This window comes from Ruania halotolerans, assembly GCF_021049285.1.
Lineage (GTDB): Bacteria > Actinomycetota > Actinomycetes > Actinomycetales > Beutenbergiaceae > Ruania > Ruania halotolerans.
In genome coordinates this window covers 1,004,232-1,030,718 of record NZ_CP088017.1, presented here as the reverse complement: position 1 = coordinate 1,030,718, position 26,487 = coordinate 1,004,232, and the positions used below count along the sequence as shown (strand labels likewise).

Here is a 26,487-nt window from a genome sequence, read left to right as displayed (position 1 = left end):
GTCAGCATCACGCCGCACGCGATGCTAACGCTCATGACGTCCGATCCGCCCGGGTTGATATCAGCTCCAGCACATCCGGGGTGAAGTCCGCCAGCACCCGGTCCAGGCGCTGCTGACGCGGGGCGTAGCTCAGCATCGCGAACGCCACCCGGGCCGCCGGGGTCAATGGCGCCGCCAGCAACTCCTGCACGTCCACCCCGGTCAGGTCGTGCAACACATACTGAAGCCGCGGCAACAGATCACCCAACGCTTCCTCGAGGACGGGTTCATACAGCCCGTCCAGGCTGGTCGGTGCATTCCACCGCCGCGTGCCCCGGTAGATCACCACCGGCAACACCGGTGGCAACATCGCCAGGGACCCGCTTAGCCGTGACTCGTCCCCACCGAGGCTGCTGATCGTGCTGGTGTTGCCGGTCGGGCTGGTCGTGTGGTTCCCGGCCACGACCTGAGTCGGATCTCTGGTCGAGGTGGCGCCGCCAGATGCGGGTGACGTAGTCCAGCATCCGAACGCCATCCACTGGTCCGGACTGGACTGATGTTCGACCAGGACATACACCAGTGCGGGGTTGCCGTTGAGGCGGGTGCTGAACAACAAGTCGGTGTGCCGTTCACGCATGTCCTCGTCCACGAAGCTGCCCAGTTCCAGCCGCAACTCGTCCAGGTCCAACCGACCGGTGACCTGCTCAGGCAGGGCCGCAGCCAGTACCGAGGCTGCATGCACCGGCTCCTGCACGACTGCCCGGAACATCGCATCATGCGGGTTGGGATGCTCACTTCTGTTCGCCATTCGTGCACCGTAGAACTTGCCACCCCCACCCTGCCGGACCACCCGAGGGAGCACCGACATCGGGACGGGTCTCATCCCAGGACCCCTGCATAGGCATCGCACTGCCGGACTCCACCCGAGTCCCCCGTCAGCGGCCGTCCATGCCGACCACCTACCCGGCGGACGTGACGCGCGCGTCCCAGTCACGGCACTCGCTCACGCCGTGCTGGTTCTCCAACTCGCAGGTGTAGGTGTAGCGCCCGTTCTCGCGGCCAGTCACCGGGAACGAGGCCCGCTGCGACCACGGGGTGTCATCCACAAGGTCTCGACCGGCGATCGGTTCACCGTTCTCGAAGAGCCGCACCGTGTGGGCGTTCTGCCCGTGTGGGATCGACATCGTCAGTGTGAAGTCACCGTCCCGGGCGTCGGCGGGATTGGCGAACAGACGCCCCTCGCGCGGCACGTCCGTCGCCGGGCCGGCGGGTTCCACAGGCGGCTCCGGCGCCACGGGTAGCTCACCTGCCCACCGGACTGCTGCGTCGAAGAGTGCCCACCCATCGGAGGTCACTACCTGCGCCGTACGATCCATGAGGAATGTGAACGCTCGTCGCTCCGGCGCAGGCACCCCGTCCGCGAGTGGAACGCCCGTCTCGTATGCGAACTGTCCAGATGTCCCATCGGCGAACGTGGCTGCCACCTGCGCCCCTGGCAGCGGCCCTCCGCTGCCAAGCGACGTGGGCCGCACAGTCACGTCGACTGAGCCCGCCAACCCGGCAGCGAGATCCCCGGCCTGCGAGTCGACTGTCATCGAGGTCCCTTGCTCCTGATTGACACCGCTTGTTGTGGTGAATGCCATCTCGTCCAGCAGGCCGTAGTCAGAGAGCACCACGGGAACGTCGGCATCGTTGAACCGATCGGTGATCCTGCTGACGTAGACCGTCGGAGATATCACCAGCAGGTCGTAGCCATCAGCCTCGTCGCCTGTCAGGCCATTGTGGTCGAGGATCGTCACCTCTGCGCCCAGGGCTCGCAACCTGGCGGTATGCTCGGCGTCTGCTGCCGAGAGCGTCGTGTTCTGCACGAGCAGCAGTACCTCTGAGTACTCGCTGGGCGAGGTGCCGAGCCGGAGCCGGACCGGGTCGGACTCGAGTCCAACCTGGTCGGCCGCCGTGACCCAGTACGTGTGCACCGACGAGCTCAATGGCTGATCGTCAGTGAAGTGGCTGACGGCATCCACGGTGGCGATCTGCTCAGTGCCCGCCCCGGTGAACTCCGCCGAGGATGACCGGTAGATCCGGTACTCGGCGAAATCCTCCTCCGGGCTGTCAGCCCAGTCGAGAACGATGCTGCCATCTGGTTGCCACGCCCCGAGCAGTGCGCCCGGCGTCGCAGGTGGGACGACGTCCTCCGGGACCTGGGCCGAAACAGGGCTCGAGTCGCTCTCCATGCCCTCGTCACTGACGGCCGAGACCACATAGGTGTAGGTGGATTCAGCAACGAGACCGTCACGGTCGGTGTACGTCGACTCCGGCACCCAGGTCGCGATCCTGTTCCCGGCAGCGGGGGTGAACGAGGCATCGGTCGATCGGTACACGTTGTAGCCGCGGATGTCCTCCCCTGGGGCCCCTTCCCAATCGAGCGTGACGCGGTAGGGAGTGACCTCATCGACCTCCAGCCCATCCGGCGCAGGAGGCGCGGCGCCGGTCGGCGGCGGGCTCGCGAGTTCGTACCGCCCGATGTCGGGTGAGCCGTCCGCCACGGTCACCGTGTCGGGCCAGCCATTGTCCTGCGGGGTCGTAGTGCCCGCATCGCGAACCGGACTGCCGGGCATGGTCCGGAGCTCGTTGTAGGCACCCGGAGTGGTGTCGAGGTCCTCGAACATCGGGTCGGCCTGGATTCCTAGCGATTCAAATACTGGGCTCAGCTGGCGACATTCGTGGATCGTCGAGCAGGACCCTTCCCCATCCCAATCGTTGAAGAGCATCGGAGACCGCTCGCTGTAGTACAGGTTGCCGTTCCAGTTGTTCCCGTCAGCAGCCAGTTCGGTGTTGGTGAACTGCGCACGTTCCCGCGTCCCGACCTCATCACGCTCACCAACCGTGTAGAAGATGTTGTTGTAATACTCGAAGTTCGACCACTCGTAGGCTCGTTGCGTATCGAAGAGCGACATCCGCATATCGAAGAAGGAATTCTGGTAGACGCGGACATTCTCGGCACCTGCACCCCAGTCGCGACCGTTCTTGATCGAGTAGCCGTAGCGCCAGTCCTGACCTTCACGGGGCTTGAAGTAGCTAAGTTTGTTGGTGGAGAACGTATTGCGGTAGATGTAGATGGGGCCGGGTGAGTCTGAGACGATGCTGAACCCGACGTAGGTGTCCCAGAACGTGTTCTCGAAGACTTCGATTCGGGCCGAGTTGTTGCTCTCGAGTTCGATGCCGTCGTCCTTCATGTTGCTGACCGAGTTGCCGTAGACCTGGATGTCGTGGCCCTGCACCTGCATCCCATCCCAACCACCGTCGAGGATGTTGCCGTGGACCGAGGAGTCGGAGGCCTTCATCACGATCGCGTGGGCGCGCATGGGGGCGAGCAGTTCGTCGGAGGATGAGCCGGAGTCGTAGTAGCCGTCCCAGAGCCAGTCGGAGGGCCAGGCGTTGGTGATGGAACTGTCTCGAACCTCCACATGGGTGCCGGCGTCCTGCTCGTCGTCGGTGCTGACTCCCCGGAAGACATTCCTGACGTCGATGTCGTCGATGGTGACGTGCTGGTACCCGTCGCCCTTGAGGTAGATGCCGGCGAAGCCACCGCCACGGACCGTCAGTCCACTGATCGCGATGTGGGTGCTGTTCTCCACCCGGAACACCCCGTCGGAAGTTCCCACGCTGATCGGTATGTCCCCTGGGTCCTGTCCTCCGTCCAAGGAGACCCATAGGGTCGAGCCGTCTCGATGGCTCTTGTCTTCCCCTCGCGGCCCCTCGTCGAAGATATCCATGTCGTAGTGCGCAGCAAGCAGCGTGTCGGAGTCGCGGGTCACCCAGCTGACCAGACTCTTGTCGGCATCGCCCATCCACGGAACGTCGACCGAGTAGACACCGTCGCCATGGTGTTCCCAGAGGTCATTCGGTTCGAGCAGCCGCGGGTCGGCTCCGTTGACGATGACCTCCTCGCCTGGTGCTGCCTGGATCACGATCGGGTCGTTGGCTGTGCCGTGAACCTCATCGATCACCACATTCTCGAAGTAGGTGCCTGCGGAGAGTTGAACGACATCACCGGCTTGGGCTGCGTCGACGGCATCTTGAATCGTCGGATAGCTTGCCACTACGACATCGTCACGGATGATCTCGATGACTCCGACAGTTGCCAATGCCTCATCGCCTGTTGCGCTTGTCGCTCCAGCGACAACGGCGGGCACGGCCAACGCGGACGCCATTGCGGCAACGACCAGTCGCCTGATCGCACGTCGCGCACCGAACGGCCCGTCGGGGATGCCTCGCTCACCACCTTCCTGACGAGTACTGCTCCTCCGAGAGCGCATGGACATCATCATTGATACCCCGATCCATGATCGACGACAGATCGACGCACACCAAGCGGAAGCACGCCTTCACTCCAGTGCACTGGAATGGGCCCCAAGTATCAATGGCCCCCGCGGCGATCCTTTGTCGTAATCGCTGGATTCCGATCGCGTCGGGGTAGATTCGATAATCTGCACAGCACTGCTCTGCTACTGCGGTTCACGCCATCAAAGGCCTGAGCGATTCTCGCGATCGCTGTGGATCAGAAGGGTGGCGACCGCTGCCAGGAATCTCTCACGTGGGCACCGAGCGCGGCCCTTCTGACGAGGCGCATACCGGAGCATCGCCAACCGGGTACTGAAGAACGGATCCGTATGACGCGGACACAGGCCGGTCCCACCCCATTCACAGATTCCCTGCTCAGTCCTCCAGCACCACCCGCACGTCCCAGGCACCCAGCTCGAGCCTCTCCCCCGCGGCGAGACTGGCGCCATCACCGAGTACGTCCGTCACCGCAGCCGGCAGCGTGACCGTCGCCTGCTCCCACGACCAGTTGTGCAGCACCCGCAGACGGCGTCCCTCGCCATTGATCGCCGAGGTCACCGTGACTGAGCCACCCGCGAGCGCCCGCCAGGCGTCGCCCTCACCTGGCGCCACCCGCCGCAGCACGGCGGCTGCGAGCGCCGGGTCAGGCACGGTCCCCACCGTGGTCACCCGGCCCGCTCCCGCGGAAGCGGTCGTCACCGCCGGGTAGGCGCCCAGCGCCGGGTGATCGTACTCAACGAGCACCTCTGCAGATCCGGACACGCGCAGGTAGTCGGCCCACGCCGTCGCGGTTGCTCCCGCGGGGACGTCGATCCCGCTGCCACCTACGGGCACTGGTGCGGACAGGTTGGAGAACTCCTGGTAGTTCACGCCGGCTGCCTCAGCGAGCCGGCCCGGCTTGGCCTCCAGCCGGGCCCGGGCCTCGGTGTCGGCGTACCCTGTACGCGGTCCGAGCACCAGGTGCCCACCCGCCTCCGCGTAGGCGCGCAGCCAGTTGAGGAGTTCATCGGAGGCGATGTACAGGGCAGGCACGAGCAGCACGGGCAGTTCGCTCGCCACCTCCGCCGGATCGCGAGTCACCTCACCGACGAGCTGCTGGTCGTGGATGATCCGCACCGGCGCCCCCGCCTCAAACGCGCCGCGGTAGAAGGCGTGCGCGATCCGCTCGTAGCTGTCCGGATCGCCCGTGCCGTCCGGTCGAGCGAGCGCCGGCTGTCCGGCCAACCCCCACTTCGAGGCGTTCGACCAGAGCAGGCCCACCGCCGCCTCAGGGACGAGACCCTCCAGGTGGTCCTCCGCCGTCTTGATCTCCGCACCGAGGGCCGCGAGTTGCTCATACACCCGGCCCGGCTGCTGATCGTGCGGGAGAATCCCGATCCAGTAGGTCTCGGTGCCGTAGTGCAGTGTGTGCCAGTGCCAGTACTCGATCATCCTGGCCCCTCGGGCGATCATCGCCCAGGCCACCTGGCGCCACTGCCCGTCGAAGGCGGGCACGTTCGTGGCCGATCCCCCGATCGCGCCCGCATTGGTCTCGGTGACCAGGAACGGCGCCTGCTTGGACGAGTACATCCGGTCGGCGCTGTGAAAGATGGTCCAGGTGCCGGTGGTGGTCCAGCTTTGCGGCACGTTCTCGGGTGAGGGCAACGCGAGGCCGTCCTGCATCGTGTAATACGGGTTGCCGGCCGTCACGTCGAGCGGGCCGGTGAGATCGGGATCGTCGATGCCCGGCCGGGCGTAGGCGATGCAGGTGGTCACGAACTTCTCGGGCGCCGCGATCTCCCGCACGATCGAGGCCTGCCACTCGATGAACTCGCTGACCAGCCTCGCCTGGAACCGGCGCCAGGCGAGGTCGTACTGGGGTTGCGCATTCCCATCCGGTCGCCACAGGTCGGCCCACGTGCTCAGCCGGTGCGACCAGTACACCAGCCCCCACTCTCGGTTCAGCGTCTCCACATCCCCGTAGGTGTGGCGCAGGTGGTCCACGAAGGACTGGAACACACCCTCGTTGTGCAGCAGGTGCAGGCCGGGCTCGTTGTCCACCTGGAAGCCGATGACGGCCGGGTGGTCGGCATAGCGCCCGACGACGGCCCGGATCACCCGCTCGCAATAGAACCGATACGCGGGGTGGGTCAGGTCCATCTCCTGCCGGGCACCCCAGGCGTTGCGCACCCCCGTGCGCCGCTCGCCCGCGATCTCCGGGTACTTCCGGGCCAACCACGGTGGCACCGCGTAGGTGGGCGTGCCGAGGATGACGTCGATGCCCCGGGAGTGGGCACCGTCCAGTACGGGCTGGAGCCAGTCCAGCTCGAACACACCATCCTCCGGTTCCCACGTGGACCAGGTGGACTCCCCCACCCGGATCACGCTGAAGCTGGCCTCGGCCATGAGATCGAGGTCGCGCTCTAGGTCGCGGTCGGCATCGGTGGGGTGGTACTCGACGTAGTAGGCGGCGCCGAAACGCACGCGGTCGTTGACGGTGGTGGGCAGGTCAGACAAGGATGCTCCTTCGTGGAGGTCGGCGAGAGATCAGTTGATGTGGGCATGAGTGGGGATCACTACTGCTTCACCCCACCGGTCGCCAGACCGGTCTGCCAGTAACGCTGCAGGAACAGGAAGGCGATCACCAGCGGGATGATCGAGACCAGCGAACCGGTGATCACCATGGAGAACAGCGCCTGCGAGCCCGACCCTGCCTGGGAGGTGGACTGCCACTGCGCCAGGCCCACCGTCAACGGGTACCACTCGGGGCTGTTCAGCATGATCAGTGGCAGGAAGTAGTTGTTCCAGGTGCTCACCAGCGCGAACAGCAGCACCGTCACAAAGCCCGGGGCCAGCAACCGGGAGACGATGGTGACGAAGATGCGCAGCTCACCTGCGCCGTCGACCCTGGCCGCCTCCTGCAGGGAGGGCGGAACAGCACCGGCGGCATACACCCGCATCAGGTACACCCCGAACGGGCTGACGAGCGAGGGAAGGATCACCGCCCATGGGGTATCGGTGAGCCCCACCTGGGCGAACAGCAGGTAGGTGGGGATCGCGAGCGCCGTCAGGGGCACCATGATGGCGCCGAGGATGATCGCGAACAGGGCCGTGCTGCCCTTGAATCGCAACGTGGCGAAGGCGTACCCGGCGGCGGTGGCGAGCACAGCGGCACCGATGGCACTCACCCCCGCGTAGACAGCTGTATTCCGGGCCCACACGAGGAAGATCCCGTTCTGGAAGGTGAACACGTCACCGAGGTTGCCGAGGATGCTGATCGAGTCGGCAAACCACAGCCCGAACGAGGAGAAGAGGTCAGCGTTGGACTTGGAGGACGCCACCAGGAGCCACCACAGCGGCAGCAGGAAGTAGGCCCCGACGGCGACCATCGCCACGGTCAGCACGGTGGACTTGCGTGCGGTGGGGCTCGTGGGGGCCTTCCGGCCGGTGAGAGGACGGGCCGAGGTGGAGATGGTGCTCATCAGGCGTCTCCCTTCCTGGTGCTGAGCTGGAAGACGTAGGAGACCACCATGATCACGAATCCGAGCAGGAACGCGATCGCCGCGGCGTAGTTCACCTCCTGGCCCACGAAGGCCAGGTTGTACGCATACAGGTTCGGGGTATAGCCGCTACCGATGACGTTCGGGGCGATGGTGGCGAGAATGTTCGGCTCGTTGAAGAGCTGGAAGGTGCCGATCACCGAGAAGATCGAGGTCAGAACCAGCGCCGGACGCAAGGCCGGGATCTTGATGGCGGTGGCGATACGCACCTCGCTGGCACCGTCCACCCGGGCAGCCTCGTAGATCTCGGTGGGGATCGAACGCAGCGCCGAGTACAGGATGATCATGTTGTAGCCGATGAACCCCCAGGTGACGATGTTCATGATCGAGAAGAGCATGAACTCAGCGGAGAGGAACTGCGGCGTGCCCAGACCGATGGCGCGCCCCATCTGGGCGAACGGTCCGAAGTCTGGGCCGTACAGATAGCCCCACATCAGCGCCGAGATCACACCCGGGACCGCATAGGGGATGAAGATGCTCAGCCGGACGAACCGCTTCATCCGCAACCGCCCGCTGTCCAGCACCAGCGCGAACAGCAGCGCCAGGCCGAGCATGATCGGTACCTGGATGACGAGGAAGACGGCCATCCGCGCCACACCATCGGTGAAGGTGGCATCACCTAAGGCACGGACGTAGTTGTCCAGGCCCACGAACGAGACTCCGCCGACGAGCTGGTTCCGGAACATCGACAAGTACCCGGAATAGGCGAGCGGAACCACCAGCATGGCGATGAAGACGACCATGAACGGCAGCACGAACAGGTAGCCGGCGCGGGCCTCACGGCGCCGGAGCAGGCTTTGCGAGTTGCGGGGCGGTCGGAGCGTGGTGGTGGACGTCATCGTCCCTCCTTCTGAGCCGGGGTGGGTGGGCCCGCGGGCCCACCCACCAGGAGCGGACGTAGGGTCACTGGACGGTGAAGCCCTGAGACTCGGCGTACTCGATCAGATCGGCTTCCCAGGCTTCCAGGCCGGCGACCATGTCTGCGCGATCGGCGATGGCGCTGCCGAGTGTCTCGTTGTAGGAGGAGTAGGCGTAGTCCATGAACGGCAACCATCCGAAGTCATCGGTGGGCACCGTCTCGGAGATCTCCGCGAACGTGGCGTTCACCTGCTGCCCTCCGTAGAACTCGGACTCCTCGGCGAGGAAGTCCTCGGACTCGAGGATGCTGAGCGAGGGCGGGAACAGGAACTGCTCCTGCACGAACCGCGTGGCGGGCTCTTCTTCGACGTTGATCCACCGGGCGAGCTCAGTCGCCGCGATCGGGTTGTCGGTGGAGGAGAGGACCGCATCGGTGGAGCCACCCCAGTTACCGGAGACGTTCTGGCCTTCCTCCCACTGCGGCAGCGTGGACGCGGCCCACAGACCGCTGGTGTCACCGGCCGTGCCCTGCAGGAACACCGGCCCCCAAGCAGCCACCTGCCAGCTGGCATACTTGCCGTTCGCGAGTGCCTGGTACCACTGGTCGTTGAAGTCCGGGTCCACCGAGACCAGGTCGTCGGCGATGAGGCCCTGCCAATATTCGACTACCTGGAGCACCTCGGGAGAGTCGAGATCGATGGTCACGGTCTCTGCGCCGTCGTAGGCAAACGGACGTGCACCGGCCTGCCAGAGCAGGCCGACGAACTGGCCCGGGTCGTTGCCGGGCATGTTCGTGAGGTAACTGTCCGGCATCGCATCCCGGTAGTCAGCGGCGGCCTGGGCGAACTCGTCCCAGGTGGTGGGCACCTCGATTCCTGCTTCCTCGAAAAGGTCGGTGCGGTAGAGGTTGCCGAGCGGACCGGTGTCCTGCGGGATGCCCCACAGGCCGTCGTCGGCGGTCACCTGGCTCCACACCCAGTCCGGGTACTGACCGGAGAGGTCCTCCTGCAGGTAGGGCGTGAGGTCGAGCAGGTTGTCGCCGAGCCGGAAGGAGGCGAGATGCTGATACTCCACCTGGGCGACGTCTGGGGCGCCGGACCCTGCCTGGATGGCCGTGCGCATCTGTTGGTAGTGCTCGGCGCCCTGACCGACGTTGACGTACTCCACATCGATCTCGGGGTAGGCCTCTTCGAACATGTCCACCTGGTTCTGGATGTCGGGCACCCAGGACCAGAAGGTGAGCTCGGTGGGAGTGCTCATCGCCTCCTCGAACTCTTCGGCGGTGATCGCGTCGGTCTCGCCGCCACCGTTACCGGAGTCGGAGCCGTCCTCGGACCCGCCAGTGCAGGCCACGAGCGCCAGGGCGCTCAGGGAAGCCACCACCGGGGCTGCAGTTCGGCGGAAGGGTTGCGGTTTCATGAGTGCTACTTCCTCGTAGACATCAGGGGTGGTCGGCCCGGGTGGGCCTGGGTGGTCGCCTCAGCGACCGGGCGCCGGCGGCGGGGCGGTGCTCCGCCGGACGACGAGCTCGGGGGTGACGATCAGGCGATCGTCATGGTGGTCGGCGTGCTTGGTCGCGCCCTCGTCCACCAGGGAGGTGAACATCTCGACGGCACGGTCGGCCAGCTCCTGGAAGTCCTGCTTCACGGTGGTCAGCGGCACGGGGAGGTACTCGGCGTCGGGGATGTCATCGAAACCGACGACCGAGACGTCCTCGGGTACCCGGCGGCCCGCTTCGGTCAGCGCGCGCAGCAGTCCGATCGCCATCTGGTCGTTGCCCACGAACACGGCGGTGACGTCAGGATCGGCGGCGAGCTGGCGGCCGAGCTCGTAGCCGGAGCGGGAAGTCCAGTCGCCCATCGCCGGCGTCGTGAGCGGACGGCCCGCCGCCCGGAGCGCCTGCTGCCAGGCTTTGGTGCGGGCGGCGGCGGAGTGCCAGGCGGCCGGGCCGGCGAGATGGTGCACGGTCCGGTGGCCGAGTGCGAGCAGATGCTCGATCGCCGCACGCGCTCCCGCTTCCTGATCGGTCACAGCCGCGGGAAGATGCATGCCGTCGGGCGGATCGCCGACGACGACCGCCGGCTTGCCGTGCAGCTCGGTCTCGTCCACTCCCTCGGACGTGAGCAGGCTGCCCATGAGCAGGCCGTCCACACCGCTGTCGACGAGCCGGCGGATCGCGGCAGTGACCGTCTGAGCGTCCCCACCTTCGGCGGAGGCGATCAGCACGGCCAGACCGGCGCGGCCGGCGGCGCGCTCCAGGCCCAGCAACTCGGCCGAGGGGCCGTACAGCGCCGTGGCCGGGGTGAGGATCCCGACGGCGTTGCTGCGCTTGCTGACCAGTGCCCGTGCCGCAGCGTTCGGCCGGAAGCCCAGCTCGGCGATAGCAGCGTTCACCCGCTCCCGGACGGCGTGGCTCACGTTCGCCTCGCCGCGCACCACCCGGGAGACGGTCTTCTGGGAGACCCCGGCGTGCTGAGCGACGTCGGTCATGACAGGGCGCGCGCCTGAGCCGGTCGGGGCGCCCAGGCCGGAGGCAGAGACCACGCGAGCAGAATCTCGGACGGAATCCTGGAGCGGGTCCCCGACGGCGTCCTCACCATCGGCTGACTGCGCAGTCACCCTGGTCATGACTACGTAGTCAACACCGCTTGCGGAGGTCCGTCAACCCCTCCCGAAATCACACGTCGATCTGGCTGGCCACTGGCCCCTCACCGAGAGCAAGTACTGGGCGACGGTCCTGGGCTGGCGTGCCGCTACAGGGTGACCTCGCTCCCCTGCTCGGCGGAGGAATAACACGCATCGATCACATGGGTACGCAACAGGCCCATCTGGCCACGAGCGTCAGCCGAACCATCACGCACTAACGCGACGAAATCGGCCACATTGGCCTCGTGCCCCGCGTCAGGGAGCATGTCCGGGGTCAGGTTCGCGGGAATGCCGTCCACGTCCGTGGTCACGTGGATGCGCGGCGCAAGCGGCCCTTCTACCTCGATCACCGCGCCACCGTGGGTGCCGTAGAGCTCCAGGTACAGGCGGTCGTGGTCAACGAACTGTGCCCAGCTGGCCTCAAGCATCAGGGTGGCATCGTCATCCAGCCGCAGCATGGCCGCACCGAGGTCCTCCACCTCGTACACCGGGCTCTCCTCGCCGGCGAGGGCGCCCGCGCCGTACGTGCCACCGCCCAGTCCCCGGGGACCGAACTCCGCATAGGTAGAGGCTGAGACGGTCCGCACTCCCGGTTCGCCGAGTACGTGCAGGGCGAGGTCAAGAGCGTGGATGCCGATGTCCATCATGGGCCCGCCGCCGGCGGACTCCTTGCGGGTGAACCAGGTACCCAGGCCGGGGATGCCCTTGCGCCGGACCCAGCCCGCCTTGGCGTAGTACACCCGGCCGAGCACGCCGTCGGCCACCAGCCTGCGCAGCGTCCGCGCGGGTGCACGGTGGCGCTTGTTGAAGGTGATCTCCAGCACGCGATCGGCCGCCTGCGCCGCCTCCGCCATCCGTTCGGCATCGGCAGCCGTGGGCGCCATCGGCTTCTCGCACAAGACATGCACCCCGGCGCCGAGTGCGGCGATCGCCATGGGCGCATGCAGGGCGGTCGGTGTGGCGATGCTGAGCACGTCGAGATCCGCCTCGGCGAGCATCGCCTCGAGAGTCGAATACCGGCCCGGGACGGAGTAGCGGTCACCGAGTTCAGTGAGGAGGTGCTCCTCCATCCCGGCGAGCGCCACCAGTTCGACGCCGGGTAGGTCGTGGTATCCGGCCATGTGTTGCTGCCCGGCCCAGCCGAGGCCGACCACGCCGGCGCGCACTGGAGCGCTCGTCGTCACCTTACTCATCGCAGCCCCTCCTGCCCTGCCTGCATGCCCGGAGCGACGCGCGCGAAGTCGTCCACGCTGAACCGCGGTGCTGGTTGATTCACCACATCGGGCCGCTCGAAGGTGGCGCGCGGCGACGGCGCCGCCCACATGACTCCGTTGGCGATCACCCGTTGCACGTCGGGGTGGTGGTAGACGGGATACCCCTGGTCGCCCGGGGAGAAGTAGAAGACCTTGCCCTTGCCGCGCCGCCAGGTGCAGCCAGACCGGAAGACCTCGCCCCCGGTGAAGGAGGAGATGAAGACCAGCTCATCCGGCTCGGGGATATCGAACAGCTCGCCGTACATCTCCTGGCCCTCGATCCGGATCGGGTGCGGGACGCCGTCGGCGATCGGGTGATCCGGCTTCACGGTCCAGACCAGCTCAGTGTCGTTGCTGTCACGCCACTGGAGCGAGCAGGTGGTGCCCATGAGCGACTTGAAGATCTTGGAGAAGTGCGCCGAGTGGAGAACCAGCAGCCCCATCCCGGCGAGCACGCGGTCGTGCACCTTGCGCACCACCGCATCATCGACCTGGTCGTGGCCCATGTGCCCCCACCAGGTGAGCACATCGGTGCCGGCGAGCACCTCGTCGGTGAGCCCGTGCTCAGGCTGGTCCAGCGTGGCTGTGCCTACGTTGACCTGCTCACCCAGCAGTGAACCAATCCCCTCGGCGATCGTGGTGTGCATCCCCTGCGGATACAGCGCGGCCATGTGCTCGGCGTCGTGGGACTCGTGAAGGTTTTCGCCCCAGACGGTGACGGTCAGCGGACTTCTCTGAGTTGATTTGATCACCGAATCATCTTTGCATCATTCACCGCCGATTGCACCCATCGCGTGCGGGCGTGTGCTGCGGCGCGACCCTGTCGCCATCTCGCCCTGCCCACCCAGTTCGCCCATGACGGTATGTCGATCGCTGGTGTACACCGTCTCGCCACCTATGCGCCATCGAGCGGACATGGCGGCTTCCTAACGTAGGCGACTGCGCGAGCTGGCCCCCCGCACGCGCCACCACCGGATTCATCCAGAGGAGCTTGTCTTGTCCATACTGCTGACGCCATCGAGGCGTTCGTCGCCGCGCCAACGACGGGGCCTGGCCGCCCTGATGGGCGCTGTCGTCGCCGTCCCGCTGGTCACAGTTGCCCTGAGCACGCCGGCTCATGCATCGAACGACGAGTTCATCGAGTCCATGGATCTCGATGACTCCGGCAATGCGGTGATCACCCAGCAGGACCACCGTTCGATCGCGCCGGGCGTCGATCTGGTGAGCGTCAGCCGCGTCGAAGACGAGGGTCGCCTGGACATGGACATCCTCGTGGCCGACATCGGTTCCGGGCAGGTACGTGCCGACTACATGTTTCCTGGCGTGGTCTCGGATGCGGTGCCGGTCTCGCAGATGCTGGAGGAGAACGGCGCCATCGCGGCAGTGAACGGCAGTTTCTTCGACATCAACAACTCCAATGCCCCGTATGGGATCGGTATCTCCTCCACCGCTGGCATCGTCACTGTGCCGGACGGTGCCGGTGACCGTCCGGTCGTGTTCACCACGGACGGCCGCGGCACCATCGCCCCGGTCGAGTACAACGGTCTGGCCGTGTTCAACGACGACGTGGAGATCGAGATCTCCGGGGTGAACACCCCCACGCTCCAGCCTGGGAACGTCGCCCTCTTCGACAGCCGGTGGGGCGACTACACCCGCGCGCGTGCCGCGGGTGCGGGAGCGGTCGAGGTGGCGATCGACACGGAGACCGACACCGTGGTGCAGGTCTCCGAAGGCGCCGGCACTGGCGCCGTGCCCTCCGGCGTCGTCTATCTCGCCGCCCGGCAAGGAGACGTGGCGGACGTCATGCGCGAACTGCGTGCCGGCGACACGGTGGAGATCACGCAGGATGTCTCCTCCCCGGCCGGTGAGATCGCCAGTGCGATCGGGGCCAACCATCTGCTGATGGAGAACGGCACCGTGCAATCGCACACTGACCAGAATCTGCATCCGCGCACCGGTATCGGATTCGCGGACGACGGCAACACGCTGCTGCTGGTGACCGTCGACGGTCGCATGCAGACCAGCCGTGGGTTGAGTCTGACGCAGTTCGGCACGCTCTTCGACCAGCTCGGTGCCAACGACGCCGTCAACCTCGACGGCGGCGGCTCCAGCACGATGACGGTGCGCGAACCCACGGTCAGCACCTTCAGCCTCGAACCCAGCGTGCCGAACACTCCCTCGGACGGGTTCGAGCGCCCGGTCCCCAACAGCATCGGTCTGTTCGTCGAGGCGGGAAGCGGCACCGTCGACCAGTGTGTGATCCGCACCGAGCTGGACGCGCCGGAGACCGCGCGGGTGTTCCCCGGCCTTCGCCGCACGCTCGTGGCGCACGGTGTGGACGAGAAAGGCGCCTACATCTCGGGCACCGAACCGGAATGGTCCGCTTCCGGACCGGTGACCATCGAGCCAGGCACCGAGAGCACCGCGACGGTCACCGGCGAGGAGCCGGGCGAGACCCAGGTCTCCGCTGCGAGCGCCGGAGCCACCGGCACCGTTGACATCACCGTCCTCGGCGAGCTCGAGCGTCTGCGTGCCTCCGAGTCAGCCGTGCAGTTGCCGGACCAGGGAAGCGTTCACGAGCTGACGATCTACGGCTTTGACGAGCGCGGGTTCCGGGCGCCGATTGAGTCCGATGACCTCACGATTGAAGGGAATGAGGAGGGCGTATTCACCTTTGAACCCGGTGAGCACAGCACCTACACGGTGACCTCCGATGCGGAGACGACCTCGGCACGCATGACGTTCACCGCGGCAGGCGTCAGCGTCGATGTGGCATTCACCGTCGGGTTCGAGGAGCAGATGGTTCTCGATTTCGAGGAAGTCGACACCTGGCGCACCACAGGCGCACGGTCGACGTCCTCGGCGGATCCAGCGCCGGACGCCGGCCACGACGGAAACGGCGCCGTGGCCCTGACCTACGACTTCTCCCAGTCGACCGGCACCCGGACCGCGAACGCGCGACCGGAGGCCGGTCACCCCGGGTATGAGGTTCCTGGCCAGCCCAGTGAGATCACGCTCTGGGTTCGGGGCGAATCCTCCACCGGGGAGAACGCGGAGACCTATGTGGGCTACTCCGACGCCGACGGTGCCTGGAAGTACATCTATGGGCCGGCTCCGCAGGGCGACGAGTGGCAGCAGATCAGCTACCCGCTCCCTGAAGGCACGCCATACCCCGTCCGGATTCAGATGGTCAGTGCCTACGAGACGTCCGGCGCACAGTCGTACACCGGCACGATGTGGTTCGACGACCTCACCGCTCAGGTCCCTCCGGCGGTTGACCTGCCCAGCGAAGATCTGGTGACCGACGATGTGATCGCCGAGACCGGCGTCACAGCGGACGCTCCCCTACGCGTGGCCGTCATGTCGGATGCCCAGTTCGTGGGACGCAACCCCGACAGCGGCATCGTGCAGGCCGCCCGGGAGACCTTCCGGGAGATCGTCGCTGCTGAGCCGGATCTGCTCATCATCAACGGAGATCTCGTCGACGAGGCCGCGACCGAGGACTTCGACCTCGCCCGCCGAGTCCTGGACGAGGAACTCGATGGGGTCGACTTCCCGTGGTACTACGTGCCCGGGAACCACGAGATCGCCGGCGCACCGATCGATAACTTCGCCGCCGAATTCGGGGACACGTTCGGCACGTTCGACATCGACGGCGTCCGCTTCATCACTCTCGACAACTCCCCCTCGCAGTTCTCCCACAACGTGGATCAGCTGCACATGCTCCAAAGCCAGCTCGACGACGCGGCCACGAACCCGGAGATCGACGCGGTCGTCGTCGCCCAGCACATGCCGATCGACGATCCATTGCCCGAGCGTGCCAGCCAGATGAGTAACCGGCTGGACGCCGAGGACCAGCGGCGCTGGCTCCAGGAGTTCGCCGAGAACTCCGGCAAGCCGGTGGCGCTCGTCGGCGCCCACGTCGGCATCTTCCACGCAAAGACCGAGGACGGGATCCCGATGATCATCAACGGGAACTCCGGCAAGAACCCCACCACCAGCTCCTTTGGCTCCTTCACAGGATGGACGATGCTCGGAATCGAGCGGGAAGCTGCTCAGACGAGCCCATGGGGCCGGTGGATTGAGGCCGAGGTGATGACGCGCGTCCAGGAGGTCGAGATGGGGGCCGAGACCACCGACCTCGTGGCCGGCACCACACTCGCCTTGCAGCCGACGATCCTGCAGGACGACACCCGGGTCGTCCCGGTGGCGTGGCCGATGAGCCACACCTGGACCGGATCGGATGGCGTCTGGGTCGGCAGTCCGGACGACGCACCGGCACACGCTGTGGTGGCTCTGGACCCGGCGACCAACGAGGTGCACGCACTGCGGGCCGGTGAGGCCACCGTGACGCTCGCCGTGCACAACGGCACGGACTCGGTGTCATTCACGGTCGCTGGCATCACCGGTGAAACGCCCACAATCCAGGGCACCCCGCAGGTGGCGGCAGCAGTCACGGCCCAGGCCGGTGAATGGGGCCCCGAAGGGGTCGCGTTGAACTACCAGTGGTATGCCGACACCTTGCTGATCGAGGGCGCCACGGACAGTTCCTTCACCCCCGGTGAGGATCAGGTGGGGCGGACTCTGCGGGTGGAGGTCACTGGAACTCATCCGGACTTCCCCTCACTCACGCTGACCAGCGCACCAAGCGCAGCGGTGGCACCCGCCGACGTCGAGCCTCCGTCGCTGGACCTCTCCGCCGCCGAGGTGCGTGCCGGAGAGGATCTCGAAATCACCGGTCGGAACTTCTCCGCACTGGCCGAGCTCGAGATTCGTCTGGAGCCCGGTAACATCACCATCGCCGACGTGGTGGCCGATGCCGAAGGGGCTTTCAGCACCACGATCACGATTCCCGAATCGGCCACGGTCGGACTCGCCACCATCCGCATCGCTGATCCGGCGCTCATGGTCGAGGCATCGGCCGCACTGACGATCCTGGCACCTGCCGATGGAGACGAGACACCGGGAGGAGAGGAGCCCCCCGGGGGCGATCAGGAGACCCCAGGTGAGGAGTCCCCGGGCGACGATCAGGACTCGCCGGGAGATGACCAGGACGCTCCCGGCGGCGATCAAGAGGGAGAGCTGCCCACCACTGGCTCGATCGGGCTCGTTGGGATGAGCGGCCTGGCCCTGGCACTACTCCTCGGCGGGCTTCTCGTTCGTCGCAGGTTCACCGTGGACCGCCTGTAGTCACACTGGGCACATCGCGGAGGGAAGCGCACGGCGTCTCCCTCCGCGATGTCGTTCCCGTCCGGCGCGCTCACCGCGCGCGAAGCGCCGCCTCGTACAGCTCTCGCTTACTCACTCCGACGGCGGTCGCCACGGCCGCCGCAGCATCCTTGAGTCGTTCTCCACTCGCCACCCGTTCCAGGACGGCGTTCACGTAGTCCTCCGGCCGGCTCGCCTCGGGTTCGGCTCCCGCCACCACGACGGTGAGCTCCCCGCGCATCTCACCGCCCGCCCACTCGACTAACTCCCCCAGCGGGCCGCGCCGTACCTCTTCATAGGTTTTGGTCAACTCGCGGCAGGCGGCGCCCTGGCGAGCGTGCCCGAACACTCCGGCCATCGCCGTCAGGGTCGCCTCGATGCGGTGGGGGGACTCGAAGAAGACCATCGTGCGCTGCTCGTTCGCCAACGCCGTGAGGGCCCGCTCCCGGTCCCCTGCCTTCCGTGGCAGGAAACCCTCGAAGCAGAACCGGTCGCTGGGCAGCCCGGAGAGAGCGATCGCGGTGAGCACGGCGCTGGGGCCGGGGGCCGCCGTCACCGGGACGCCGGCCTCTGCGGCGGCCCGCACCACGCGGTACCCGGGGTCGGAGACAGCCGGCATTCCGGCATCGGTCACCACCAGCACGATCTGACCCTCCTGGGCAGCCGTGACCAGCTCATCGCCGCGTCCGGCCTCGTTGTGCTCGTGGTAGCTGACCACCCGGCCGCCGATGCTCACCTCGAGCCGAGCCGCGAGCGCCCGCAGCCGCCGGGTGTCCTCAGCGGCGATCAGATCGGCGCGAGCAAGCAGGGTCCGTAGCCGGGGGGAGGCGTCATCGGGGTCGCCGATCGGGGTGGCGGCGAGCACGATCGTTCCGGGGCGGATGTCGGTCGGCACATCCGCCAGTGTGCCCCATCCACCGAGGCGCCGGAGCTGTGAAACTCAGCCGTGCCCTCCGGTCATTGAGGGAGGGCACGGCGGGGCGGTGGTGAGGTCGAGCGGTGCGAGGCACAGGCCCCGCTGGAATCGTCGTGGGTGGCCCTCACCACTGACACCACGTGGGCACCGGCGTCTCAGGCAGTACCGGGCGGGGCACATCCGCCGAACTGGGGGAAGGTCGTCCACCGAAAGTCGGAGTTGGCCGGATCGCTGCGCACCCGCGCCATGGGGGGTGGCGCTCAGTGCGGCGCCCTAGACTCGGGCGGGTGAGCCAGACCGCTGACCCGGGCGACCCCGCGGACCCAGGCGATCTGGTCGAAACCCCCACCGCCCTGGAACCCGACCCACCCCCGGACCGTCGGCTCCGCCGCCGCTGGTGGCACGCCCGGGAGGTTGAGGTAGCCGGCCGCACGGCGGGCGAGCTGGAGCGATCCCTCACGGACCGGCTCCTGACCACGATCCCCCGCGCCGGCCGCAGTTCCCGTCTGTGGGGCTGGCTCGGCGCGCTCCTGGTCACCGCCGTCGCCGGGGTGCTGCGCCTGGTGCACCTGGATCGCCCCGCCCGGCTGGTCTTCGACGAGACCTACTACGTCAAGCAGGCCTACTCGCTGCTCACCCTCGGCTACGAGGGCGACTGGAACGAGGAGCCGAACGAGAACTTCGCCGCCGGAGACTTCTCCGACCTGCAAACCAATGCCGACTACGTGGTGCATCCCGGCGTCGGCAAGTGGATGATCGCCGTCGGGATGCGTCTGCTCGGACCCGAGACCCCGTGGGGCTGGCGGATCAGCGCCGCCGTGATCGGCACCCTCTCCGTTTTGCTGCTGGCCCGGATCGCCCGCCGCCTGTTCTCTTCGACCCTGCTCGGCTGCACGGCGGCGCTACTGCTGGCGGTCGACGGGGTGCACATCACCATGTCGAGGGTCTCCATCCTGGACATCTTCTTGCAGTTCTGGGTGCTCGCCGCATTCGGTGCCGTGCTCCTGGATCGTGACCAGTACCGGCGAAGACTCGCCGCACGCTGCTCCGCCGAGTTGGCCACACACGGGCGGTACCGGGACCCGTGGGGTCCGCGGGTGGGGATGCGCTGGTGGCTGCTGGTGGCTGCCGTCTGCCTCGGCCTGGCGTGCGGCGTGAAATGGTCCGGGATCTACCCGGTGGCGGTACTCGGGATCCTCGCGGTCGCCTGGTCAGCGACCGCACGGCGCAGCGTGGGCGTACCGCTGTGGGTGGGTGGCGGCGCTGTGCGTGACGGCGCCCGGTCCTTCGTCACCCTGGTGCCCACCGCGGCCGCGGTGTACGTGCTCACCTGGTTGCCGTGGTGGCTGAACCCGAGTGCGTACAACAGGCAGTGGGCGGCTGAGGCGAACGCCGCCGCCGACATACCCGTGCGCACCTGGATGCCGGACTGGCTGAACTCCTGGTGGGAGTACCACCTGAAGATGTGGGACTTTCACAACGGTCTCGCCTCTGAGCACACGTACATGTCACACCCGGCCGGGTGGCTGATTCAGTACCGGCCCACATCCTTCGCGTGGCGCGACGTGGAGGACGCCACGTCGATGGACCTGTGCGGGGCTGACCGCTGCGTGGGAGCGATCACCTCCGTGGGCAACCCGGTGCTGTGGTGGGGCGCAGCCCTGGCGCTGCTGCTGGTGCTATGGGCAGCGCTGCGCCGCGGAGACTGGCGCGCCTGGGCGATCCTGGCCGGATATGCGGCCACCTATTTGCCGTGGTTCGCCTACACCCACCGCACGATCTTCACCTTCTACACAGTGGCGCTGGCCCCGTTCGTGGCGCTGTGCCTCACGTTCGCGATCGGCACACTGCTCGGGCCCAGAGAGCTGAGTCTGCAAGAGCGTCGACCCGGGATCTGGACGGCGGCCGCGCTGGTGATCCTGGCCGTGCTGGTGGGCGCGTTCTACTGGCCCGTATGGTCCAACCAGTGGGTGCCGTACTGGTTCTGGCGGTTGCACATCCTCATGCCGAGCTGGGTCTGATGCGTCCGACTGCCCGGCTCACCGCTGCACTCGGTGGCAATGGGGTGCTGCTCGTAGCGATCCTGGTTGCCGCGTTGAACCTGCGAACCCCGCTGACGGCGTTGCCTCCGGTGGTCTCCGATGTGTCGGCCGACCTGCAACTGACCGCCGCGACCGCGGGCCTGCTCACCGGAATCCCCGTCTTGTGTTTCGCCCTCACCACGCCGGCGGCGGCCGGCCTGCTCGGCAGAGTCTCGTTGCGCACAGGCGTGCTGCTGGCGCTGCTCCTGGTGCTCACCGGCACGGGGCTGCGCTCGGTCGACCTGGGGGAACTCGCAGTCGCGGGGGCGTTCGCCGGCACTGTGCTGATCGGCCTGGGGATCACCACCGCGAATGTGGCTGTTCCGATGATCACCCAGCGCACCTTCCCTGGCCGGGTGAGCACTGTCACCGGGATCTACACAGCCACCATCAATGTGGGCACCGTGGTCTCCACCGCCCTGACGGCGTCCCTCGCTTCTGCCATCGGGTGGCGGTGGGCATTGGCCTCCTGGGCGGTGCTGGGTGTGCTGGCCGTGGCGTGGTGGTGGCTGGCGGTGCCAACCGCCGGCCGGGAGCCCGCTGCGTTGCCGCATTCTGTCGACACACCGAGCCCAGCGACGACGGATCGCGGCAACGCCAGCGGTGCTGGCTTGACTGGGACGCCCGGGCGACGGGATACAGCCGAGGCGAGGGACGCCGTCGGCAATCGTGGACGCAGTGTGCTGCGGGAGAAGTACACCTGGGCGCTGTGCCTGATGTTCGGGATGCAGGCGTCGAGTTACTACGGCCTCACCGCGTGGCTACCACTGATCCTCGCGGACCTGGTGGGGGTGCAGGTCAGCGCCTCCGGTGCGGCGGCATCACTGTTCCAGGGGTTCGCGGTGATCGGCAGCCTGGGTGCGTCGGTCGGAATCCGGTACGCGGGTCTGCGACCCAGCTTCATCGCGATCGCATGCGGCTGGTTGTGCCTGCCGCTCGCCTTGCTGGTGGCCCCGCAGCTGTGGATGGTGGGGGTGAGCCTGGCCGGGGCTGCGCAGGGAGCGAACTTCGTCCTCGTGTTCACCCTCATCGCGCGGCGCTTCTCCGAGGTACATCGGGCGCGGAAGGCCTCGGCCGCAGTCCAGTCGGTGGGTTACTCGCTCGCCGCGGTGGCCCCGACCGTCGTCGGCGGGGTGCACACCCTCACCGGTGGGTGGCAGGCACCGGTGATCATCGTGGGCGGTGCGCTGACGATCATGACCATTCTCGGTGTGCTGCTCACCGGCGTGCCCGAACGAGGCGAGCGCTCGCCCTGAGCCGCCCGCATGGCGCGCTACACCCGCCGTTCGAGTGCAAGAAGCGAGCGGTGACAACGATCGACCATCACAGCAGGCCCTCCTCGTGCGCACGCGCGATCGCCTGATCGCGTGAGGATGCGCCCAATCTGGTGTAGAGCGCGCGGAGGTGGGTCTTGATCGTGTTGTAGGACAAGTGCTGGCGCTTTCCGATCTCCCGGATGGGCAGGCCCGCGGCCATCCCGTCGAGCACGAGCCGCTGCTGCCGGGTGAGCTTGACTCCTTCGGCGAGGGCGGGAAATACCGGCCGGTCAGGCGAGAGGAGCTCCGATCGAGTTCGGTCGCGGCCGAGTGCCCTGTGCTCCTCGTGCGAGAGATAGCGCATGAACGAACGAGCCCCGGTAGAGGCGACCGAGGCCGTCAACAGGTCGTACGCGTTCCGAGCCGCGAGCATGTCCCCGCGCCGCACGTGCGCAGCGGTCTGGGTCGTGAGGGCGTCGATGCGTGAGCGCGAATCCGCTGCCTCGCGCACCCCTTGAGCCGCGAGCCGGGCAGCCGCATCGACATCACCGGTCAGCAACGCCAGTCGGGCTCGGGCCGAGCGAGCGAGCGAATGGGTCGCGCGTTGTGCATGGAGGGCGCGCGCACGATGACCTTGTCGCAGTGCCAGATGAAGGTCACTCTCGGCGTGGTTGAGGAAGTGCCTCAGCCCTGAGCCGACACCGAGCCATTCGGCGAATTGCACGCGATCGCGCCGTACCTGCTCAACGGCACGGAGCTTGTCACCCCAGATCAAGGCGTGCCGGGCGGTGACATACGTGATCGCCGGTCCCCACCCTTGCTCGGCGTCTGCTGGCAGCTCCAATCGGGCGAGCGTGGCATCGGCTGTGACCCGATCTAGTGACTCGATCGCGACCAAGCTCTGGGCGAGGTCGGCCGAGAGGTCCAGCCGGGAACGCAGCCAGCCGTCGACCTCGGCCGCAGTCTCATATCGACGCAGCCACCGCCGAGCTTGATCGATGTCTCCTGCCAGCGCCGAGAACAAGGCAGCCTTGCCTGCCGCGTCCCGGGCGACGTGCGGCGAGCGAGCTTCTGGCCCTCGGTCATATGCCTCACGCAACGTTCCGAGCGCCCCGTCGAAGTCGCCGGCGAGCCCGCGAGAAACGCCACCCTGAAGGAGGGCGTTCGGGACCCGAGCATGCACGAGTGCCGGCTGGTGGACGCCGGCGATCCGCGCCAGCCTTTCCACGACGGCTGCCAACTCGTGTGCGCGCGTGTAGTGGCCGCGCACTCGGTAGGCGATCATCCGGGCGCTGGTCACTCCGAGGATGGTGAGAGCGTCCTCCGAGCGCGCGAGGGCATCGATGGTCGAAAGGTCGTCGGCTTGCGGCATAGCGATTCTCGGACCGAGCATCCTCGCCACGGCATCTGCATCGGTGTGCAGCCGGATGTCACGCACAGCAGCAGCACGGGGGTGGGCCTTGAATGCGCTGAGCGGAATCAGACGGAACAATGCGTCCAGCTCGTGGCGGCCTTGCTCGAACAGGATCGACCAATGCTCGTCGATGAGGGCGACAGTCCGCTCCGTGTCCCCGGCGGACCACGCCGCCCGGGCCGCGTCGACGATCGCACCTGCGTCCGCGGCGACCGCCGACGCTGGATCGTGATCACCCGACGGTCCAGTAGCGAAGCCATCGTCTCCCACGGGCCGATAATACGACCGGCCAATCGCCCTGCCAAACGCCCACGTCCTGCTTGCCTGGCCCGGGGGGTGTGGCGAGGCAAGCAGGACGTGTGGGGGTTACGCCGCTGTGGTGCGGCGGCGGTGGTGCATCAGGATGCCACCGGCGATCAGGAGCAGCAGGGCCGCGGCCAGTGCGGTCTGGGTGATCGGTGTACCGGTCTGCGGCAGCGGCGGGGGCACCTCTTCTGGCCATTCCGGCACTGCGCAGGTTGATGCCTCGGCACTGAGATCGTTGTGATCCAGGCCGGCGGTGTTGCTGAATCCGCCACGCTCGGTTGAGCCGGGAGCGGGGCATTCCAGCGTGGACTCATCCGCTGCATCGGTGTCCAGGTGGGCATCGATGCTGACCCGGTAGGTGTGGGTTTGTCCCACGGCCAGGTCCACATCGGCCGCGATGGTGTTCTCCACCGCACCGGTGCCCCCTGTTCCGGTCCACGTCTGCGCGGGGGTGACACCTTCGGGGGCGTCGGTGATGGTCGCATCGAGCACGTCGATCCCGGCGCCGTAGCGGAGCTGATCGGTCAACGTGTACGAACCATTCGCTGCACCGTCATTGACGACCGTGATGAGGTAGTTCACCGTCCACTGGCCATCCGCGCCTGCGACAGGGTCACCGTCCATGGTCTTGGTGATCGTCGTGGAGGGCACGTATCCGCAATCGGTATCCACGATCGTGCCGCCAGACTCATTGGTCAGCGTGGCTGCGTTGTTCAGCCCCTGCTCGGTGAAGTTCCCACCCGCTGGTGTGGTGCACGCGGGTGAACCGGTGCCATCTGCGGCGACATCAGCCTCCTCGAAGGACAGCGGCACGTTCGCCACCACGGTCACGGTATAGACATGCGGGGCGTAGCCGTCCTCATCCAGGCCGATGATCTCGATACCGGTCGCGATGACCTGGTCACCAGCACCATCGAAACCGTCATTGACCGTGATGCCCTCAGGCCCGGTCACCGAGACGGTGTCCACCGTGATCTGCGGCGCGAACAACAACTCGTCCTCGAGATCGTAGGTGGTCGCCTCGTTGCCGGTGTTGGCCACGGTGAGGTCGTAGACGACCTCCCACTGGCCGTTCCCGATGGGCGTCGCGGAGACGAGCTCCTTATCGAGAGTCGGGTCGCCGGGCACCAAGCACTCCACAGCGCTGTCCTGGAGACCATTCCAGTCCACGGTCGCGGTATTGCCCAGCGTGCCCGGCTCCGGCTCCCCACCGGCGGTGGTGCAGGCCCTACCGGCGGGCACGTCGACCGTGGTCAGGTCCGCGGCGTAGCGCACGGTCACCATGTAGGTGTGCACCACAGGCACGTCATCCGTCGCACCAGCGATGGGCTGGTCCGTCACGATCCGCGTCTGGTCCACGCCGTCGAAGGCGTCGTTGATGGCGACGGCGTCCGGGGCGTCACTCGTGACGTCCTGGATGCCCACCACGCTCACACCAGCACCCGGTGCCAACTCATCATCCAGGTCATACACGCCCGCGCCGGCACCGGTGTTGGTGACGGTGAGCTCGTAGATGGCGTCGTACACGCCGGGCTCCCCATCAACAGGTGTCACCGCACCCGAGAGCGACTTCGCAATATCGATCAGCGGCGGCTCCTCACATGCGACATCACTCTGGTCCTCACCGTTATGAGTCAACTCAGCAGTGTTGGCGAAACCACCCGGCTCGTTCGATCCCGGCTCCGGGCATTCCAGATCACCCGGGGTGACAACATCGCGATCCATCGAGGCGACGACCCGCACGCGGAAGACGTGCTGCTCGTCGATCTCGAGCGACTGCCCGGCCACGATCACGTTCTCCGCCGCACCTTCAGCGCCTTGACCACTCCAGCCCGCGTTCGGCTCCACACCCTCGGGACCGCTGACGATCGAGGCGGACTCGACCTCGATCCCCGCGCCGTAGCGCAGGCGGTCACTCAGGTCGTAGTCGCCAGCCACCGGGCCGGCGTTGGTGGCCGTGACGTCGTACTCGATGGTCCACGTCCCGTCACCATTCTCCACAGGGCTGCCCTCAACGAGCTCCTTGTCCAGCTCGATGACCGTGACGGTGGGGCACACCTCGTCCTCGCTCACGATGCCGTTGCTGGTCAGCGTGGTCGAGTTCGCCAGGCCGCCCGCTTCGCCCGAGCCCGCCGCAGCGCACTCCAGGTTGACCAGATCAATGGTGGCCTCCTCCATCTGGACGGTGACCTCCACCTGGTAGGTGTGCATGCCACCCACATCCAGCGTGACACCACTGGCGACCAAGTTCTCCGGGTCGGAGTCCTCCGCGCCCAGACCGGTCCAGGAGCCGTTGATCTGCACACCATCAGGTGCAGTGACGATTCCCTTGTCGACGATCTCGATGTCTGCGCCGTAGTGGAGACGGTCGGTCACGTCGTAGTCCGCAGCGGCACCACCGAGATGGGTTGCGACGATGTCGTACACGACGGTCCACGTGCCATCACCGTTGGGCGTGGGCCCAGAGGAGACAGTCTTCTCGACCGAGACGACACCGGGAGTGACGCAGACAGAGTCGTCTGCGGTGAGGTCGTTGTGCTCGATCTCGGCCGTGTTCGTCAGCCCATCGCCCTCGGTGGGAATGGCCTGGCAGTCCGTGATGACGGGGGCACCTTCAGTACCTTCCGCGAGCCCGATGACCACCTCGACCTCGTAGGTGTGCGTGGCGCCAGCGGCGATCAGCACAT

Annotated in this window: 15 protein-coding genes; 3 read left to right on the top strand and 12 right to left on the bottom strand. The window is 67.0% G+C overall.

What is annotated here, in order from left to right; genetic code table 11:
* Positions 1-31: 31 nt before the first annotated feature.
* The 9 genes from LQF10_RS04475 to LQF10_RS04435 form a co-directional block, all read right to left on the bottom strand.
* On the bottom strand, positions 32-787 hold the full coding sequence (locus tag LQF10_RS04475) for an Rpn family recombination-promoting nuclease/putative transposase (protein ID WP_231066298.1): 756 nt from the start codon (positions 785-787) through the stop codon (positions 32-34).
* A 151-nt stretch (positions 788-938) separates the two neighbouring features.
* Complete coding sequence (locus tag LQF10_RS04470; protein ID WP_231066297.1) at positions 939-4,127, bottom strand: right-handed parallel beta-helix repeat-containing protein; 3,189 nt, start codon at positions 4,125-4,127, stop codon at positions 939-941.
* Between the two features lie 571 nt (positions 4,128-4,698).
* Positions 4,699-6,819: a beta-galactosidase gene (locus tag LQF10_RS04465; RefSeq protein ID WP_231066296.1), complete on the bottom strand. Its 2,121-nt coding sequence runs from the start codon at positions 6,817-6,819 to the stop codon at positions 4,699-4,701.
* 59 nt (positions 6,820-6,878) lie between these two features.
* The gene (locus LQF10_RS04460; protein ID WP_231066295.1) at positions 6,879-7,784 is read right to left on the bottom strand and encodes a carbohydrate ABC transporter permease; all 906 of its coding nucleotides are present in this window, start codon (positions 7,782-7,784) and stop codon (positions 6,879-6,881) included.
* Complete coding sequence (locus LQF10_RS04455) at positions 7,784-8,701, bottom strand: carbohydrate ABC transporter permease (RefSeq protein ID WP_231066294.1); 918 nt, start codon at positions 8,699-8,701, stop codon at positions 7,784-7,786. Before LQF10_RS04455 ends, LQF10_RS04460 begins: the two co-directional genes overlap by 1 nt.
* A 64-nt stretch (positions 8,702-8,765) precedes the next feature.
* Positions 8,766-10,139: an ABC transporter substrate-binding protein gene (locus tag LQF10_RS04450; protein ID WP_231066293.1), complete on the bottom strand. Its 1,374-nt coding sequence runs from the start codon at positions 10,137-10,139 to the stop codon at positions 8,766-8,768.
* A 60-nt stretch (positions 10,140-10,199) separates the two neighbouring features.
* Positions 10,200-11,348 carry a LacI family DNA-binding transcriptional regulator gene (locus tag LQF10_RS04445; RefSeq protein WP_231066292.1) on the bottom strand — a complete coding sequence of 383 codons (1,149 nt, stop codon included), beginning with the start codon at positions 11,346-11,348 and terminating at the stop codon, positions 10,200-10,202.
* A 125-nt stretch (positions 11,349-11,473) separates the two neighbouring features.
* Entirely contained in the window at positions 11,474-12,559 is a 1,086-nt protein-coding gene (locus LQF10_RS04440; RefSeq protein WP_231066291.1) for a Gfo/Idh/MocA family protein, read from the bottom strand.
* The gene (locus LQF10_RS04435; protein WP_290371158.1) at positions 12,556-13,368 is read right to left on the bottom strand and encodes a ThuA domain-containing protein; all 813 of its coding nucleotides are present in this window, start codon (positions 13,366-13,368) and stop codon (positions 12,556-12,558) included. The genes LQF10_RS04440 and LQF10_RS04435 overlap by 4 nt, the downstream gene beginning before the upstream one ends.
* A gap of 247 nt (positions 13,369-13,615) precedes the next feature.
* Here LQF10_RS04435 and LQF10_RS04430 point away from each other — a divergent pair, with 247 nt between their 5' ends.
* Positions 13,616-17,809 (top strand): phosphodiester glycosidase family protein, encoded by a 4,194-nt coding sequence (locus LQF10_RS04430; protein WP_231066290.1) that lies wholly within the window; start codon positions 13,616-13,618, stop codon positions 17,807-17,809.
* Positions 17,810-17,879: 70 nt separating this feature from the next.
* Here LQF10_RS04430 and rsmI read toward each other — a convergent pair whose 3' ends face one another.
* The gene (gene rsmI / locus LQF10_RS04425; protein ID WP_231066289.1) at positions 17,880-18,722 is read right to left on the bottom strand and encodes a 16S rRNA (cytidine(1402)-2'-O)-methyltransferase; all 843 of its coding nucleotides are present in this window, start codon (positions 18,720-18,722) and stop codon (positions 17,880-17,882) included.
* A 308-nt stretch (positions 18,723-19,030) separates the two neighbouring features.
* Between rsmI and LQF10_RS04420 the strand changes: the two genes are divergently transcribed.
* Complete coding sequence (locus LQF10_RS04420) at positions 19,031-20,764, top strand: dolichyl-phosphate-mannose--protein mannosyltransferase (RefSeq protein WP_231066288.1); 1,734 nt, start codon at positions 19,031-19,033, stop codon at positions 20,762-20,764.
* Positions 20,764-22,080, top strand: a complete 1,317-nt coding sequence (locus LQF10_RS04415; RefSeq protein WP_231066287.1) for an MFS transporter — start codon at positions 20,764-20,766, stop codon at positions 22,078-22,080. Before LQF10_RS04420 ends, LQF10_RS04415 begins: the two co-directional genes overlap by 1 nt.
* Before the next feature lie 67 nt (positions 22,081-22,147).
* Here LQF10_RS04415 and LQF10_RS04410 read toward each other — a convergent pair whose 3' ends face one another.
* Both LQF10_RS04410 and LQF10_RS04405 read right to left on the bottom strand, forming a co-directional pair.
* Positions 22,148-23,764 carry a LuxR C-terminal-related transcriptional regulator gene (locus LQF10_RS04410; RefSeq protein WP_231066286.1) on the bottom strand — a complete coding sequence of 539 codons (1,617 nt, stop codon included), beginning with the start codon at positions 23,762-23,764 and terminating at the stop codon, positions 22,148-22,150.
* Positions 23,765-23,860: 96 nt separating this feature from the next.
* Positions 23,861-26,485 (bottom strand): LAVTG motif-containing sortase-dependent surface protein, encoded by a 2,625-nt coding sequence (locus LQF10_RS04405; RefSeq protein ID WP_231066285.1) that lies wholly within the window; start codon positions 26,483-26,485, stop codon positions 23,861-23,863.
* Between the last annotated feature and the right edge of the window lie 2 nt (positions 26,486-26,487).

What these genes read in the sequence shown, in the direction of transcription:
- LQF10_RS04475 (WP_231066298.1), bottom strand. Translation starts at nt 787, where the DNA reads ATGGCGAACAGAAGTGAGCATCCCAACCCGCATGATGCGATGTTCCGG.
- LQF10_RS04460 (WP_231066295.1), bottom strand. Translation starts at nt 7,784, where the DNA reads ATGAGCACCATCTCCACCTCGGCCCGTCCTCTCACCGGCCGGAAGGCC.
- LQF10_RS04455 (WP_231066294.1), bottom strand. Translation starts at nt 8,701, where the DNA reads ATGACGTCCACCACCACGCTCCGACCGCCCCGCAACTCGCAAAGCCTG.
- LQF10_RS04450 (WP_231066293.1), bottom strand. Translation starts at nt 10,139, where the DNA reads ATGAAACCGCAACCCTTCCGCCGAACTGCAGCCCCGGTGGTGGCTTCC.
- LQF10_RS04445 (WP_231066292.1), bottom strand. Translation starts at nt 11,348, where the DNA reads ATGACCAGGGTGACTGCGCAGTCAGCCGATGGTGAGGACGCCGTCGGG.
- LQF10_RS04440 (WP_231066291.1), bottom strand. Translation starts at nt 12,559, where the DNA reads ATGAGTAAGGTGACGACGAGCGCTCCAGTGCGCGCCGGCGTGGTCGGC.
- LQF10_RS04415 (WP_231066287.1), top strand. Translation starts at nt 20,764, where the DNA reads ATGCGTCCGACTGCCCGGCTCACCGCTGCACTCGGTGGCAATGGGGTG.